The organism is Serratia aquatilis (assembly GCF_044865145.1).
GTDB classification, from domain to species: Bacteria; Pseudomonadota; Gammaproteobacteria; order Enterobacterales; family Enterobacteriaceae; genus Chania; species Chania aquatilis.
The window spans coordinates 3,172,446-3,187,308 of sequence record NZ_CP173186.1; the positions used below are offsets into that span (position 1 = coordinate 3,172,446).

Sequence of the window (14,863 nt, forward strand, 5' to 3'; positions counted from 1 at the left end):
TTTATGAGCTTAATTCAATGCTGGTTAAAAACTGACGAAGCTCAGCCACAATCACGGCCAAACTGTCTTTTCCTTGTTGGTCCAAGCCATGTGTCTGCATAGCTATCTCAAGCACTTCCATAGTTGAAGCCAATTTCCGGCGTTGCGCCAACACTAACGCTCCCCGCATACGATGCAGGGCGGTACCAACCCGATCGGCATCACTCTGAGCCACGCCGAGTTCCAATTCGATCAGATCGTCCTGCATACTCTTCAGGAAGATATCGCGGTGTTTATCGAGGACATTTGGCTTATGATGTGCCACATAGTTATCATTAGCCGCTTCGGATAGCGCATCGCTCACGGGTGCAAATTTGCGTAAGATTTCCACCAGCGTTCGCAACTCAATCGGTTTCACCAGCCAGGCATCCATACCAGCTTGAACACAACGTTTTTCCTCATCCAGCATCGCGTTGGCAGTTACCCCAATGATCGGAATGGCTACCCCCTCACTACGCAGGCTGCGGGCAAGCTCATAGCCATTCAGGTAAGGCATGTTCACGTCGGTCAATACCAGGTCATGTGGACTGATATCCCAAAGAGCCAGTGCCTCTTCACCATCTCCCGCCACGGTAACCTCACAACCAAGCAGCTCGAGTTGCCCCTGCAACGTAACCTGATTGATCGGGTTATCTTCGGCAACCAGAATACGAGCCTTGAATTGTGGCAGTAGCGCTTCACGCATTTCGCTCAGCGGCTGGCCATGAAGCAGACTTTCGACACCAAACCCGATACTGCTCAGGCTGTATGCATCGATATAGCAATGGCTGGTCATCTCACCAGCCAAGGTTCCACCCAAGATACGCCCTGGCCAATCGACGGAAGCACTCTGACTCTGCTGCTGCACATCCAACAGAATATCCTGCGGATCAACCGGCAGCATAGGTGTTGCCAGCGGCGAAGCCTGAGCCCCCCAGTGCCGTAGCCAGGCGCAAAGATTTTGGGTTAGTTCTGGATGAGGCGTGCGTACCCACAGGGTGGCACCTTGCAATTGCGGTTCAGCTGCCGGCGGAGTTACCGCCAGTTTCAGTGCCAGGGTCAGATAGAATTGGCTTCCGCGTTGCGGTTCACTGTTAACATGGATATCCATCCCCATCAGGTCTGCCAGGCGTTTACAGATAGAGAGGCCCAAACCGGCCCCTCCTAATGAGCTCTGACTGGCATCAGCCAAGTAAAACGGGGTAAACAGCTTTTCCTGCTGTGCACTGGAGATGCCAATTCCGCTATCACACACTTCCAATTGCAGGCGGGTTTCAGTTGATAACCCTGCAACCAGGCGAAGCCGGACGATCACATGGCCAGACTCGGTAAATTTGATCGCATTATTAATGAGATTGCTCATGATCTGCCTGATCCTCGCTGCATCGCCAACGACCAGCGCAGGCACATCTGTAGCAACCGTCGAGAACAGCAGCAAACCTTTGCGATAAGCCATAGCAGCAAAGGTACCGGTAATATTTTGCACCAACTCGCGCGGATTAAACTCGGCCATCTCCAGCTGCAGTTGCCCTGCTTCAATCTTGCTAATGTCGAGAATATCGCTGATCAGTTGCAGCAGCATTTGCGACGCATCGTCGATCCGATCCACGTATTGACGCTGTTGGTGATCCAGTTGAGTCATCGCCAACAGTTCTAAAGTGCCGAGAGCCCCGTAAAGTGGTGTGCGAATTTCGTGACTCATTGTCGCCAGGAAGGTGGATTTGGCCGCGCTGGCTTCGTCTGCAACTGCCTTGGCGCGTGCAAGCTGGCGCTCTATTTCCGCATGGGCACTGACATCGGCAAAAGCGCATAAGATCACGTCTTGTTGCATGTAACGGGTTGGTGCATAGGCAACGTAAAGTGTTTTTCCTCCGGCCACTTCAAGTTGTTCTATTGCCCCAGAGTGTTCGGCCACCAGCACTTGGCTCAACAGACTGGTTGTGGCGGCCGAAGGAGGTAATTCCTGACCGACGGTGGCACCTAACCAATCCAATGCCAGCGCGTTGCCAAACATCAAGTGGCCATCGGCGCGGGAAATCAGGCACAAGGCAACCGGGGCGGTCTGGATCAAGGTGCGATTAAAGGCGTCACTTTCAACGATCTCACGCTGAGCCACTTGAGCCGGAATGATGACACGGCGGTTATACCAGCGCGTATAGGCCAAACCACCCAACGTACTGATAAACAACAGGAACATCGCACTAATCGGTAACCACAGATTCTCCTGGAAGAAGCCAGCATAGCTGGCAAAATAGTAGCCAGCCCATTTACCGCTTTGGTCCTCGATCTTGAACACCACACCCTTCAGGGTATAGTGCAGCCCTGGTTGTTCAAAATCCGGGACGCTACCTTGCCCCATCAGTAAACCATGCTCTTTATGGCTCAGCCAGACCTGGTCGAAACGTTGCAGCCAAAACTGATGGCGCGGCCCCGGATTGACGTTTCTCTCTAGCACACCTATTCGCGAACGACTTAATAATGTGGCTGCATAAATGCACGTCTTTGGCCCCTTGCGAGAACCCTTCCAGATATTGGGGGGAAATCCGGCGGGAATGAGCCCAATCAGTTGGTCGGGTAACGACGCCTCCCTGAACCAGACGATATCGCTACTGGCTGCCTTTTCCCCTGTCTCTTGCTGGCAGTCATTCATGGAAGCACTACGCAGCCGCTTGCGCACAGCGTCAGTCACGGCGCGGTAAGTCTGCATATTGATCGGTTCATAACCCGCGCTGACGTTTACTGCCGGAACGCTGACGCTGATTCCGTCCCCTTCATTAACGAAGAATACGGCAGCAGCAGGAAAATAGGACGAGGCCCAGAACGAGGAGTAAAAATCGACAAGATAGCTCCCTAGCGCAAACAGCATACCGGGTGCTTTAGGACAATCCGCTTCTTTATCACAGAATAACGAGAAAGGCATATCGACGCTGGACTCGCGGCCTTCAAACAGACGGCCTCCCCACTCTGACGAAGTGGGGATTTGCTTAAAGCTGTTCACACGCGGTACGGAAAGATAATACAACTGTCCGTTTTGGTTACGGAGTTGACGCAGGAAAATCTCTTGTTCATGGGCATAGCCCACCAGCGTAGAGAAATCGAGAGTGAATCGATTGACTTCCTGCTTAATGATGCGCTGCGTGCCCCAATAGAAACCCGCAGCCAGAACGATAGCCAGCGCAATAAGGCCCAGTAGCACCCAGTTTTGCCTACGAGAAGTGTGCGCGATCCGACTAAACGGTGTTTCCAGCATAGAATTCGGCTACCTCTCAAGTGGAAGACCTGTCAAAACGGAATGCAAGGTTCGTTTGTTAAATAATAATTCATAGGGTCTGAAATTGCCTCAACCTAAGCTAGGCTGTGCGCACATTTTTCAGGATAACTCGCATTGAGTATGTTTTCTTCAGCAAAGCCCGAAAATAGATGAGTGCTCATGAGAGACAACATAGCCAAGTAAAGAAGTCAAAACGATGACCATGATTGAAAGTATCCAGAATGAGATGGAAAAGGTGCTCGCTTGACCGTTTTTTCTCCACTTCACACGAGGGGCTTTCACAGGCTTATCACTCTCGACGTCAATCACGTACCTCTTGTTAATCATAAAGCCTTTTTTTGGCAGCGTAATGATCAGATCGTCATACGCGGTAAGGCTGGAAATACTCTTTCTTAACAGGCTGATCTGATTATTGAGATTATTATTCGATGGCCTTAACCCATGGTTAGACCATACGGTTTCCAACAGGTATTCACGGTCCACACCGGCAATGTTTTCAAGCATCTCAACAAGTAGCCTAGATGAAGTAAAGCCTATTTCTATGCTCTGCTCCGGCGACTCTTGCAAAAACAGCGTTCTGTTATCGCTATCAAATACTAATCTGGCATTAATGATATACTTCATATTATTCTATATTAGCAAAAACGAAATAATTAAACCCAGCCTGGGTTAAACGGATATTATATTTAATCGCGTAATTCAACAATCGTATACTCTGAAAATTCAAGTTATACGCTGGCGACAAGACCGACAGCCACCAGCACGCAACTTGAAGTATGATGAGTATATTCATGCCTTTTCTCTAGGGTGGGCGACTAGCCAGCATCTGAAGTCACCTTTATGTTTTAAGTTTAACTTGGTCATAGCTTTGGTTTTATGTGTACTTACCGTCTTTTGATTAATGCCAAGTATCTGCCCAATCTGAACATTGGTTAATCCTCTGGAGTAATAGGATAACACCGCTGTTTCACGTTTAGTCAAAGGCCTAATCGATTCAATGCCGTATTGAAGTACCGGCTGCGCGTACATCATATCTATCTGGCTGAGAATAGTATTGGCAGACTGATTGCGTTGAATATACTGCACTCTGGCATTATGCACGTCACGTGTTGGCACCATGCTCGACTGAATAATAAATACCACATCAGAATTTATCATGGTGTCAGCACAGCGGTATTGTGCCAGTTTATCACTGGAAATAAACGCCATAGAGTAATTCGTGTTTATATTAACAGTTTCTTCGAACTTAACCCGAATGCTTTTACTGCCAAAGTATTCAATCAAAACATGCTTAAGTCCTTCTGAGAAAATTTTATCATTATCCACTATAAGTATTTTCATTGTGTAATATCCAAGGTTTAATAATTTACTTATACACTTCATACTTCAAGTTGCTTGGGTGTTGGCTGTGCCCTGTTGCCCCAGTCACATAGTGGGCTATGCTCCTGGGGTCTCCAGTGCTTGCCGCCTACAAGCAAATCGAATTATTTAGTGTATAGGTCAGTTAAAAGTCACCAACATTTCGGCAGAAGCGTCCACGTTGCCGACCGGCAAGCTGCTCCCCCCCGAACATAATCGCCAGGTGATCTGGTTAGTGGTATTTTGTGTCGTCTGCGCACTGGTAATATTACCAATCTTGAGCAGGGTATTATCAAACGGCACACCGTTGCTGCCCGTACAGCTGCCACTGCCCGTCACGCCACGATCAATTTCGCCCGTAATATAGCCGCCGCCCTGGCTTAGCGACAAACGCGTTGGCGATCCTTGATACAAACCGGTTAGCGCCCTAAATTGCACATTGATATTGGCATTGATTTCAGATGCACTGTCTTGCGAACAATAAGTCGTCAACACGTTGGTCTGCGAACCTAGCTCAGCACCGCTCTGAATATTTTTGGCTACCGCACCAAAATTAATCTGCACGGGCGTATTCACTGTACATTCCAATGTCGAAATACGCAGCGTCATATTCCTGGCAAATATTGGAGAAAAACCGACGTAACCATTTCCAGAAGTGGTGAAATTTACATTAGTGAGTGAAATATTGTCCTGCTTTTTTTGTGTTCCATCGGCCACCATTACCCAGGTGCCGGTGGCCGTGGCATTGATATAGGTACTGGGTTTGTAAAAATTAGCCACACTTGACATTCTCGGTGCTAAACACCAACTTCCGCCCATTAACGGATTGGTGATTATCGCCCCGCCGGATGTATTTCCTTGCGTACTGGGCAAGCCAATCGTTCCACTGAGCGTTTCCGGGTTACCGTTAGCCAATACATAGTCAGCAGAAATTGTTGCTCTGGGTATTATTCCAACGCCGGGTGCTATTTTGAAAGCCTTATACCCTGCTATCACCGTCAGCGCACTTTCTGGTATACATTGAGACGTTGTGACGCCTGTAGGCACAATATATGCCACGCTGCTATAAGCGTATAAATCGGGATTCGGAAAGTTGGGCGTTGTCGTAGGAACCCTATTTGTTACATTAAACGGCATTCCTTCCCACACAATACCGCTGCCTTTACCAATAGTAATGGTTTCAGCCTGGGCAAATTTACCTGTCAATATTGCTAATAGCGCCAGTAGGCTCAGTTTATTGGCAACACGCCAAAAGGTTTGATGTTCTGTTTTCATTAATCTCGTTCCTATCAGCTATTCTCGCAGCGCGCCGTTAACTGGCGTACCGGGGTGGACGTCTGCTCGGTAAAGCTGAACGCTGCACGGCATTGTTGGCTCGCCTCATTGCCCCATTTCGCCCTCAGTTGGCCCGTTTGCGGTAAACCGCTCAGGTAGACCTGCCCCGCCTCACCGACGATACCGGTGTTATTCTCACCCGCTGCACCGCCCTCAAGCGTTACTAGCGTGCCAAACGGGATGCTGGTCTTGCCCCGCTGTAATGTCACCAGCGCTTGATAGCCCACCCGCGTATCGAACTTGGCCATCACCACTGCGCCTTTAGTGGGATAGACGTTGAGACTGGAGTGCACTATCTCCACATCGTCAGGCAAGGTTGCCGGGTTCAGGCTGATATTGTTGCTCTGGTAGTTCGATAGATAAGGCACCAGTGCAAAACCGCGACTATCGGTGCGCACGTTTCCGTTCATCACTTCGACATCGCCCGCGCTTGGCGCATTGACCACCGCGACGGAATTCCCCAGCATTTGCCCCAGCGTTACGCCTTGCGGATGTATCACCACGCTGCCGTTGCCGCTGAGATTCAGCGAACGGAACGCGCTGCCGTAGCTGTAACCTATGTTTGCCTGGCCCTTAGTCCCCTGATACCCGGCGTTCAGCGTTCCATTATCGCTGCTTTCGCTGTTCGACCACCCTTGCATGGCGCTGTAAGCAAGCCGATCGTCCATCGCGTTACCGCTGATCCCCACCTGCTGTTGCACATCCCCCTGATTGTTATGCGTCATCTGATAATTGGCATAGCTGTGGTTCAGCGCCGGGCTGGAGTTGAACAGGCTAAAGGGCACCTGCATGTTGAACGATAACTGGCGATTCTCCGGCCAGCTGTCATTCCCCTTGATTCGGTCAATGCTGTAGGCAAGCCCGTAGCTCACGCCGCGAAAACTGCCGTTGTAACCCGCCGAAACGTTATTGTTCACGCGATCGTTGCCCCAAAAGTCGTTACGTGAGGCAGACAGATACAAAGCCCCCTGCGCCCCCAACTGTTGGCTGAGTCGCACCTGAAAGTTAGAGCGCTGGCGTTCCAAAGACCACGGCACCTGCCCCTCATTAAGCTGAAAACCATGATTATTGAAATCTGCAAAACTGTAGTAGTTGCGGGTTGAATAACGGTAAGCGGTGAGATCGACCGACGTTCCGGTACTCAACAGACTTTTGCCATAACGCAGCCGATAGGATTCGCCTTGCTGCCTGCCATTCGTATCCTTCAGTTTGGCGCTGGACGTTGTCACGTCAGCCGATAGCGCCCCCAACGCACCCAATGAAGCTCCAGCCCCTGCCGCCAGAGAAACATAGTCTTCCGCTATCAGCCCCCCGCCATAAAGGGTGACGTTCTGCGGCAAGCCATACATAAAAGTGCCCAAGCCAAAGGTCGCTTCGCGTGATCCTTGGGTAATTCCACCGTTGTAGCGCCCGGTAGTGAACTCATATTTGAGCGCGCCAGGGCGTTGCATCACGGGTAAGGAAGAGAGCGCGACCGTTTGAGTACGCACACTGCCGTCAGCTTCGGTGATGCTCACCGTCATATCGCCACCCTGCCCCGTCTGATACAGGTCATCGATACGAAAAGGCCCTGGTGCAACATAGGTTTGATAGACCACACTGCCATTCTGGCTCACAGTGATACGTGCATTCGTCTGTGCAATCCCTGAGATCTCCGGGGCAAAACCGCGTTGGCTACCGGGCAACATCTCTTCGCTGGAATTAAGCTTGATGCCGCGAAAGGGAACACTGTCAAACACCTCATTCCCAGTGCTACTTTCACCAGCCAGTATCTCTGAACGCCATGCACGGATGTCTCGCAGCAAGTAGGTGTTGCTAAAGCGGGTGCTCTGGGTGCTTTGCGATATCGAATCACTGCTGTTGCCGTTACGGATGTAAGCCATGTCGCTGCGCAGACGCCATGCCTGCCAGTTCAACCCGCCGCGCAGATTGGCAAACAGATTGGTTTGCTCACTGCTGCCCATACCTGGCTGGGCGCTTTGCCAACTGCGGCTGCCGCTCAGACTGTAGTTCATGAGCATGGCAGGAACCCCATCGTCCCACTGCGCGGGATCAACATAGCCTCTGGCATTCTGCTGCATGGCTATCTGCGGAATGCTGAGATCAAGACGCAGTTGTGCCAGGTCAAAATGCACCTGAGCATCAGGGATCAGCGTGGTCAAATCATTAACTGGAACCTCATCCGCCAGGCCGTTAAATTGGGGTAATGCCGAAGTATTAACCCCCAGTTTGTTCAACAAAGCCGGTGTCAATTCAGGTTGGATTATCCCTTGAGTATTCTTTTTAAACACCATGGTCTGCTGCCCTTGATCAACCTGATTCACCCATAGCGAAACCAGATAACGCCCTTCGGGTACACTACCCGTGGTTTCATAGGAACTCAGATCGCTGATTACGGACTGGTCGCCCCCCAAAGCCAGCAGCGCTGGGTCGAAATAGTCACGCGCTTCAACGGGTAAAGAGCCAATCATTAACAAAGTGCCTGCCAGCGTTGGAAATACTGCTGAGTTATTAAGGCGTCTCTTCATTATTATTCTGTCCATCGGCCGTACGCCCCTAATAACAAGAAAAATCACAAAGTCTGTCGTTGAATTGGGGTATCCCACCCATCTTCATCAATCAATTTCCACGCCACGGTGCCTACGGCACCGCTAGGCAATGAATAACGTTGTTGCCCTTTAGGCGGTACCATCAGGCGCAATGCGGGTTTCCCCAGCTCGATGCTGCCAACCTTCAGTTGCGAAAAGGTCAGCCAGTAGGGTGTCGGGTTTTCCACCAGCAACCTGTCCCCTTCACGGTGAAATCGCAGTTGCGAGGCCACATCGGCCACTGCCCGCTTGGCCAAACCTGCCGGGCGATAGAAAAGCTTCATATTGCTCACGACGGTGAGTGCCATCTGGCCCGCAGGTTCCCGTTCGCTGGTTTCTTGCTTCGCCGGGATCGCCTTCATAGAGATAAAAAACACTGACTCACGATCGTTCGGCAGCAGTTCACCATTGCGCCGAATACGCAGGGTCAGTTCGCTGTTGGCCTCTAAACGAGCCAGCGGCGGTGTAACAATAAAAGGCATCTTCTGTTGCCCGTTGTAACTCAGGTCAACATCCCCATTATTGGGATCGACTGGCCGGATCCAGGACTGCATCAGGTAAGGAGCAGCACTTTTGTTATTTACGGTTAACGTCACGCCCTTCTGCTCACTCTCTGGGTAAATCACCCGCAGTACATGAAAGGAGATCCCTGTGGAACCAGGCACTGCGGCCTTGGCGCCAAACAGCGACAACAGGCAGCAAATAAACAGCATCACGGTTCGAATCGGTCGTTTCATTTTGATTGTTCCTGCTTGGCTGGCATTGCCTGTTGGCACTGCCCAGACAATCCACCGAAGTCATTAATCGCCTGCCAATACACCTGCCTGACCGGCTTGCTTACCGGATAAACTTCACTGTTCATCGGTGCAATCATTGAAGGCTGAACATCCAAATCGATGACGGTGTGATCAAACTTCAAATCAGCCAATGAGAGAAAATAAGGTGTTGGATTCTCAATGCGCACCCCTTTCGACGTAGGGGCCACTCTCATTCGGCAATAAGCGTTATCTGGCGTAATCTTCAGCCCTTCTGGTCGATAGAACAGTTTGATAACAAACTGGAACCCCATCGATAAACGGGCTTCATTGGTAATCGGCTCGGATTGCGCCGGTATCGCCGACACTGAAAGATAAAACAGTGACTCACGATCGCTTGGCAATGGGTGATCCTGTTTGAGGATCCGCAACAACTGGTTACTCTCAGGGCCTAATTTAAATAACGGCGGCGTTACCACAAAGGGAGCTACTCGGTCATTATTCAGCTCAGACTGAACGCGGCTTTGGATCAGGTAATTTTTCGCCCCAGTATTTTTTACCGCGATGGTTTGCGCTTTATCAGTGGCGGAAAAAATCACACGCGTCTGACTTAAACTGACACCACCACGGGTTGCCTCCATCGTTGCTCCTGCTGAAAAAACCATTAGCAGCAGGGGGATAAGTGAAAAATATGAGCGTGGCATAGCTCCCTCAGCGATAAGCAAAAACAAACATCAAGTTGGCTGTCACCGCTCCTGGTCTGGCCGTGGCACAACCCGCGCTGCCACCACAACTGACGCCAGCAAAAAACGGCAATGCTTGATCGGTAGGCGCTTGCCCCACTGCCGCCAACGGGAAAAAGTCACCGGATTTAACCTCCGTTGCGGCGTAACTTGGCGAAGTTGCCCCCTGCACCACCATCACTCCTGCACCCCCTGCAGTAGAATCACTGCTACGAAATAACCACTTACCATCCTGGGTCGCTCCAGCCCCTAGCAGAGCAATTCCAGGTTGCTGCGCATTACCGGTAACTCCCACGCAATTTTCCGCCCTCAGGGTAAAAGGCTGTAGGTTGGTCAGCACACCGCTGCGCAAGCTTGCTTGCGGTACCTCACCCAGAGGCAGCACGCTTTTGTCGAGGCTCAACGTGCAGGTACCCTGCACAATCGAAGCGGAAAAATTTAATGTCACCGCTTGTGCTCCCAGGCTGAACAGCGTAAGAACGGCTAATACCATCGCCCTATGGCAGAGCGTGTTTAAATTCATCGACGCCACCCTGATCGTTAATCGTTTGCCACTCAATAGCCCCGCTTCTCACCGAGGTGGGATATACATGAGAATCAAATGGCGCAATCATCAACGCAGCAGGCGAATCCAACTTGAGGTCTTGACCGCCAAATTTGATGCCAGCCAGACTGACAAAATACGGTGATGGGTTATTAACCCTCAGCCCATTGTTCTCCCGGGAAAATTGCAACCCTTGCTGTGCTTCGGTAGAGGTTGATGGCAAGCCTTCTGGGCGATAAAACATTTTGATGATATTCCCTACCCCAAATTGCACCGCCGCCTGTACTCCGGTATTCGACTGCTTGGCCGTTGGCCCTTTACTGGCAGGAATGGCGGTGGCTTTAAAATAAAAAACTGACTCGCGATCTTTGGGTAACGCCACGCCATTACCGGCAATGCGGATCTGATTCACGCTTTTGGGTTCCAAGCGAAAAACCGGCGGTGTCACCATAAAAGGTGTTGAGTCGCGGCTCTCTGCACTCTGGCTGAGGGAGACCTGAACCAGATAGGGTATGGTAGGTTGGGTATTCCGCACCGAGACCGAGATACTGTCCGCCCCCTGCGGGTAGATCAACCGCGTGGCATTGATACCGAAACCATCCGCCAGTGCCGCTGACGAACAGGACAGCAGCGCCATCATCGAGAGAAAAAACAGGTTCAGACGCTTCATTGACTTACTCCTGGTGGAAAAAAACAGGCAGCAGAACTGCCTGAGGTTGATGAAAAAGTCGCCTTCTGACCCGAGATACTCGGGCCTAGCGCACCGAGGGGCGCTCCGACGGCTTACGCCGTTACGACCCCATCGGCACGCTCTCCCTAATAACGGGGGTTTGTCAGCAGTCTGAGGCAGCAGAACTGCCTGTAAAAACGCTTAGTTATAAGAAAAGCTGAACAGGATTGGTGCGTTAACGCCACCAAGGCTTATGCCTGTGGTAGTGGTTGAGGCCAAACCAGCCTGCAGGCTTAACGTTTTAGTATTGAAATCGCTCGCTGCTGGCGTTCCACCTGCAGTAGCTACCGTTAATTTCTGACCGCTGGTGATGAAAGTATTTGGCGTAGCTAACTCATTCAACATGATGCCGGTGTTAGTTCCGGTGGAGTTAAACAGGTTAGGATTGCCCCCCAGCGTTTGACCACTGACCACCAGATTGGCTGTATCGGCAGCCTGTAGAGGTATCTGGCAGTTATTCAAACCCACGGTGAAGGTTTTCTGGCTGGCAGGAATAGGGGTTGCAACACCGGTAAATTGGGTCGCTGTATAGTTACCCAAATCAAGGCTATTGGTAGACAGAGAAACGTCGCAGGTGGCAGCAACTACGTTAGCCGTGACGGTTAATTGAGCGTTAGACGCAGCTTGAGCACTTCCTGCCGCAACAATTAACAGCAGAGCAGCAGGAGTCAAGGTGGAGATTGCTTTACGCATTGTACTATTCCTTTGTGTATAGTCTTTCATATTTAAATAAATGTGTATTTTCTCTTAATACTTTCTGTTATTCGTTAATTAAAAAAACAGAAAGCAATTTCCCCATAGGGGACCATAAAATGATCGCCTCTGGTGTTTTCATTAATTCTTAGCGGATTTAATGATATTGGGCATAATGCAGTATTAACGTTTCAATCCGTCTGCACCTAACTCAATGAGGGTGTATTATCCAAATCTTTCGTCCATGTTATATAAGGATATCCTTAAAGTACTCGTAATGACTTTACCAGTAGGTATACTCGTCATACTTCAAGCTGCACATGCGTTGGCTTGTTACTCAGTTCGCTCCTGATCGTTGCCGTGTTACTCGGTCCAAGTCTGGGCTGTCCCCCTTCGGGGCCAACACCCGTGCTGTCCAAAAACGCATGGCGCTTTTGTTGTGCAACTTGCATGATTAAGAGCATATACGGCAGATAAGAATGCGATAAATTGGAGCTCTCTGGTAGCCCCATTACACTCGCTAAAAATAATCAATATACTCTAAATAATTCGAGTTGCATGAAGGCGGCAACGCAGTGAATCCCCAGGAGCTTACTCAAGTAAGTGACTGGGGTGAGCGAGGAAAGCCAACACCCATGCAGCTTGAAGTATGACGAGTATACATAAAAAACGCTCACCTTCGCGTGACTATCATTCACAGATAAAACAGTAACAGAGCCATCCCTTCATCGTTAGTCTATATCTGAGCCTCGTTAATATTCATTAATAACCCGCTATTGTCAATAATATGCCTAGAGCAAAAAAACAAACTTAACACAATGATTTTAAATAGTTTTACTTTTAAAACGCCAGTCTGGCAGTTCAATAAACCCCAAGTTGGAACTTTACTCTATATAAAATAGCAACATAGCCAAATACTCCACAAAAACAACTTAAATTAGATAATAATATCGATTATTGGGGTTTTTTAGGTGTGTAAAACGGTTTAATAAGCCACAGTGTAACTACTGATAAAAAAATATAAGTCATTAATGTTATTTGATTAAATAATATTAATTTTTTTAACTCTATTAGTGAACAGCCTACATTTGTTAATGCCTGCACTCTTACCCCAGCGAGTCATTGGTAGCGCGTGGATAGAGGAAACTATCGTCAATGGCTTACTGCCACTGGCAAACAATCAGGCGCTAAATCATGGGGCACGATACTGATCGTGGGTTCCCTTAGGTGGCTTCAGCAACGGCGACGCTGATAAGAGGTATTCGGGCATACCGACCTGACTGCTTAAGCCAGATACCACAGAACCAGAGTGATACAATCAGTTTTCAATCGTGCAAGGTAAAGCCCATCAGAATAAAAAACATGGCGACCATTATTATTTCCGTCGATATTGCCATGAAAAAGTAGAATATTATCTATCAACGGTTAGCACCAAAAATAGCCGAATTGAATAGCGGAATTTATCTCTCTGATGGAAAAGCATTTAATTTAAAAATCAACTTATAAAGATATCTTATGCCTTTTATTTTAAAATACAATAAAAAAGCATATTGACATAATCTTTCCTTAATGAGCTAATAGAATTTAAATTAATATCAAGCTGATTATTTCACAGTATAAGAAAGCAACAACGAGGATCTATACCCAAAAAAATTCGAGTTGCTTGACAAAAACACAATGCGTTTTTGAACAGCGCTTGCGCTGGCCCCGTAGGGGCGAGGCCCAATTTTGGGCCGAGTAACGCGGCAAGCTTGCGAGGCCCCAGGAGCATAGATAACTATGTGACTGGGGTGAGTAAGCGCGGCCAACACCCAAGCAACTTGAAGTATGAAGGGTATATACGCCAAACACGCTCGAGTGCATATTAATTTAGTTAGTCTTAACAATAAAGGAGCTGTTGTTATGCATGTAAAGACATTAATTACTCCGATTTTATTACCTGCACTCTTTGTTGGCATGGTGCAAGCTGAACCGCTGATAGAGAGTCGCGAATATAAAATATTGCTCGATCCAGCTCATTTCTCTGGTGGTAAAGATCAAGCTAAAAATCAAACCGAAAACTTTTTGAATGATTTCAACACAGAGCTAAAAAAACAAGGCTTAGCGGATACCGTTAAGAAAGAATTTAAAGCCGATAAAGTGCGTCTTGTTTCGTTTTATGACACGCCAGGAACGTGTAAATTAAAGGCTGATAACTATGTGGTTCGTGAACGTATTCAGGTAAAAAGCAGCAAGCGTGAAATAATGATGAAGCGCCGCACCAATACTTTGGCTGAATTAGAGGGTGTTACCTTGGCAGGGGCCTCCCCTGATTCATCAAGCAAGGTTGAAACTGATATCGTTCCAGGTAAAGTGGTGTATTCAATTTCCACCAAACAGACAGTGGGTACTGAGCCTCTTGACTCTATTGAGTCACTCGATAAGCTTTTCCCTGATTTAGAGCTAAATTTCAAACAGACAGGAGCATTAGCTAAAGTCAGCAACCTTTCTATCATTGAACATTCATTTGAAGGGCCCGAACTGAAATTAGATGGTCAGTCATTTAAATTTGATTTATCAATCTGGTATGTAACTGATGAAACCAAACCGGTAATAGTTGAGCTATCTTACAAAATTACCGAACCTACGGGTAAATTTTCTGCCGAATCGTTAAGTGGTGCAGAAAAAATAATGAGCACAATTTCTGACATGAATAAATGGGCTGCACCTGAGAGTATGATGAAAACTAACTGGGTTTATCAATATCAACCCGGCTTCTGTAAATGAGTCTTTGAGCGGGCACTGCACAAGAGCAAAGGAACCAGTAATTACCGAATGAATTGGAACT

Annotated in this window: 11 protein-coding genes; 1 reads left to right on the forward strand and 10 read right to left on the reverse strand. The window is 48.7% G+C overall.

Annotation, left to right across the window (positions count from 1 at the left end; translation table 11 throughout):
- Position 1: 1 nt before the first annotated feature.
- The 10 genes from SAQUA_RS14480 to SAQUA_RS14525 all read right to left on the reverse strand — a co-directional run bounded on the left by SAQUA_RS14480 (position 2) and on the right by SAQUA_RS14525 (position 12,036).
- Positions 2-3,268 carry an ATP-binding protein gene (locus SAQUA_RS14480; RefSeq protein ID WP_380677097.1) on the reverse strand — a complete coding sequence of 1,089 codons (3,267 nt, stop codon included), beginning with the start codon at positions 3,266-3,268 and terminating at the stop codon, positions 2-4.
- A gap of 150 nt (positions 3,269-3,418) precedes the next feature.
- The gene (locus SAQUA_RS14485) at positions 3,419-3,913 is read right to left on the reverse strand and encodes a transcriptional regulator (protein ID WP_380677095.1); all 495 of its coding nucleotides are present in this window, start codon (positions 3,911-3,913) and stop codon (positions 3,419-3,421) included.
- A 165-nt stretch (positions 3,914-4,078) separates the two neighbouring features.
- A complete protein-coding gene (locus tag SAQUA_RS14490; protein WP_380677093.1) occupies positions 4,079-4,630 on the reverse strand; it encodes a helix-turn-helix transcriptional regulator in 552 nt (183 codons plus the stop codon).
- A gap of 159 nt (positions 4,631-4,789) precedes the next feature.
- Positions 4,790-5,923, reverse strand: coding sequence for an adhesin (locus SAQUA_RS14495; RefSeq protein WP_380677091.1), 1,134 nt, complete (start codon positions 5,921-5,923; stop codon positions 4,790-4,792).
- A gap of 14 nt (positions 5,924-5,937) precedes the next feature.
- Entirely contained in the window at positions 5,938-8,511 is a 2,574-nt protein-coding gene (locus tag SAQUA_RS14500) for a fimbria/pilus outer membrane usher protein (RefSeq protein ID WP_380677089.1), read from the reverse strand.
- Between the two features lie 44 nt (positions 8,512-8,555).
- Complete coding sequence (locus tag SAQUA_RS14505; RefSeq protein WP_380677087.1) at positions 8,556-9,308, reverse strand: molecular chaperone; 753 nt, start codon at positions 9,306-9,308, stop codon at positions 8,556-8,558.
- Complete coding sequence (locus tag SAQUA_RS14510) at positions 9,305-9,967, reverse strand: molecular chaperone (RefSeq protein WP_380677085.1); 663 nt, start codon at positions 9,965-9,967, stop codon at positions 9,305-9,307. Before SAQUA_RS14510 ends, SAQUA_RS14505 begins: the two co-directional genes overlap by 4 nt.
- A gap of 70 nt (positions 9,968-10,037) precedes the next feature.
- Positions 10,038-10,592: a fimbrial protein gene (locus SAQUA_RS14515; protein ID WP_380677083.1), complete on the reverse strand. Its 555-nt coding sequence runs from the start codon at positions 10,590-10,592 to the stop codon at positions 10,038-10,040.
- On the reverse strand, positions 10,567-11,283 hold the full coding sequence (locus tag SAQUA_RS14520; protein WP_380677081.1) for a molecular chaperone: 717 nt from the start codon (positions 11,281-11,283) through the stop codon (positions 10,567-10,569). The genes SAQUA_RS14515 and SAQUA_RS14520 overlap by 26 nt, the downstream gene beginning before the upstream one ends.
- Before the next feature lie 201 nt (positions 11,284-11,484).
- Complete coding sequence (locus SAQUA_RS14525; protein WP_380677079.1) at positions 11,485-12,036, reverse strand: fimbrial protein; 552 nt, start codon at positions 12,034-12,036, stop codon at positions 11,485-11,487.
- A gap of 1,902 nt (positions 12,037-13,938) precedes the next feature.
- On the opposite strand from SAQUA_RS14525, the gene SAQUA_RS14530 reads away from it, so the two are divergent.
- On the forward strand, positions 13,939-14,802 hold the full coding sequence (locus tag SAQUA_RS14530) for a hypothetical protein (protein WP_380677077.1): 864 nt from the start codon (positions 13,939-13,941) through the stop codon (positions 14,800-14,802).
- The last annotated feature ends 61 nt before the right edge of the window (positions 14,803-14,863 follow it).

What these genes read in the sequence shown, in the direction of transcription:
- SAQUA_RS14480 (WP_380677097.1), bottom strand. Translation starts at nt 3,268, where the DNA reads ATGCTGGAAACACCGTTTAGTCGGATCGCGCACACTTCTCGTAGGCAA.
- SAQUA_RS14485 (WP_380677095.1), bottom strand. Translation starts at nt 3,913, where the DNA reads ATGAAGTATATCATTAATGCCAGATTAGTATTTGATAGCGATAACAGA.
- SAQUA_RS14490 (WP_380677093.1), bottom strand. Translation starts at nt 4,630, where the DNA reads ATGAAAATACTTATAGTGGATAATGATAAAATTTTCTCAGAAGGACTT.
- SAQUA_RS14495 (WP_380677091.1), bottom strand. Translation starts at nt 5,923, where the DNA reads ATGAAAACAGAACATCAAACCTTTTGGCGTGTTGCCAATAAACTGAGC.
- SAQUA_RS14500 (WP_380677089.1), bottom strand. Translation starts at nt 8,511, where the DNA reads ATGAAGAGACGCCTTAATAACTCAGCAGTATTTCCAACGCTGGCAGGC.
- SAQUA_RS14505 (WP_380677087.1), bottom strand. Translation starts at nt 9,308, where the DNA reads ATGAAACGACCGATTCGAACCGTGATGCTGTTTATTTGCTGCCTGTTG.
- SAQUA_RS14510 (WP_380677085.1), bottom strand. Translation starts at nt 9,967, where the DNA reads ATGGAGGCAACCCGTGGTGGTGTCAGTTTAAGTCAGACGCGTGTGATT.
- SAQUA_RS14515 (WP_380677083.1), bottom strand. Translation starts at nt 10,592, where the DNA reads ATGAATTTAAACACGCTCTGCCATAGGGCGATGGTATTAGCCGTTCTT.
- SAQUA_RS14520 (WP_380677081.1), bottom strand. Translation starts at nt 11,283, where the DNA reads ATGAAGCGTCTGAACCTGTTTTTTCTCTCGATGATGGCGCTGCTGTCC.
- SAQUA_RS14525 (WP_380677079.1), bottom strand. Translation starts at nt 12,036, where the DNA reads ATGCGTAAAGCAATCTCCACCTTGACTCCTGCTGCTCTGCTGTTAATT.
- SAQUA_RS14530 (WP_380677077.1), top strand. Translation starts at nt 13,939, where the DNA reads ATGCATGTAAAGACATTAATTACTCCGATTTTATTACCTGCACTCTTT.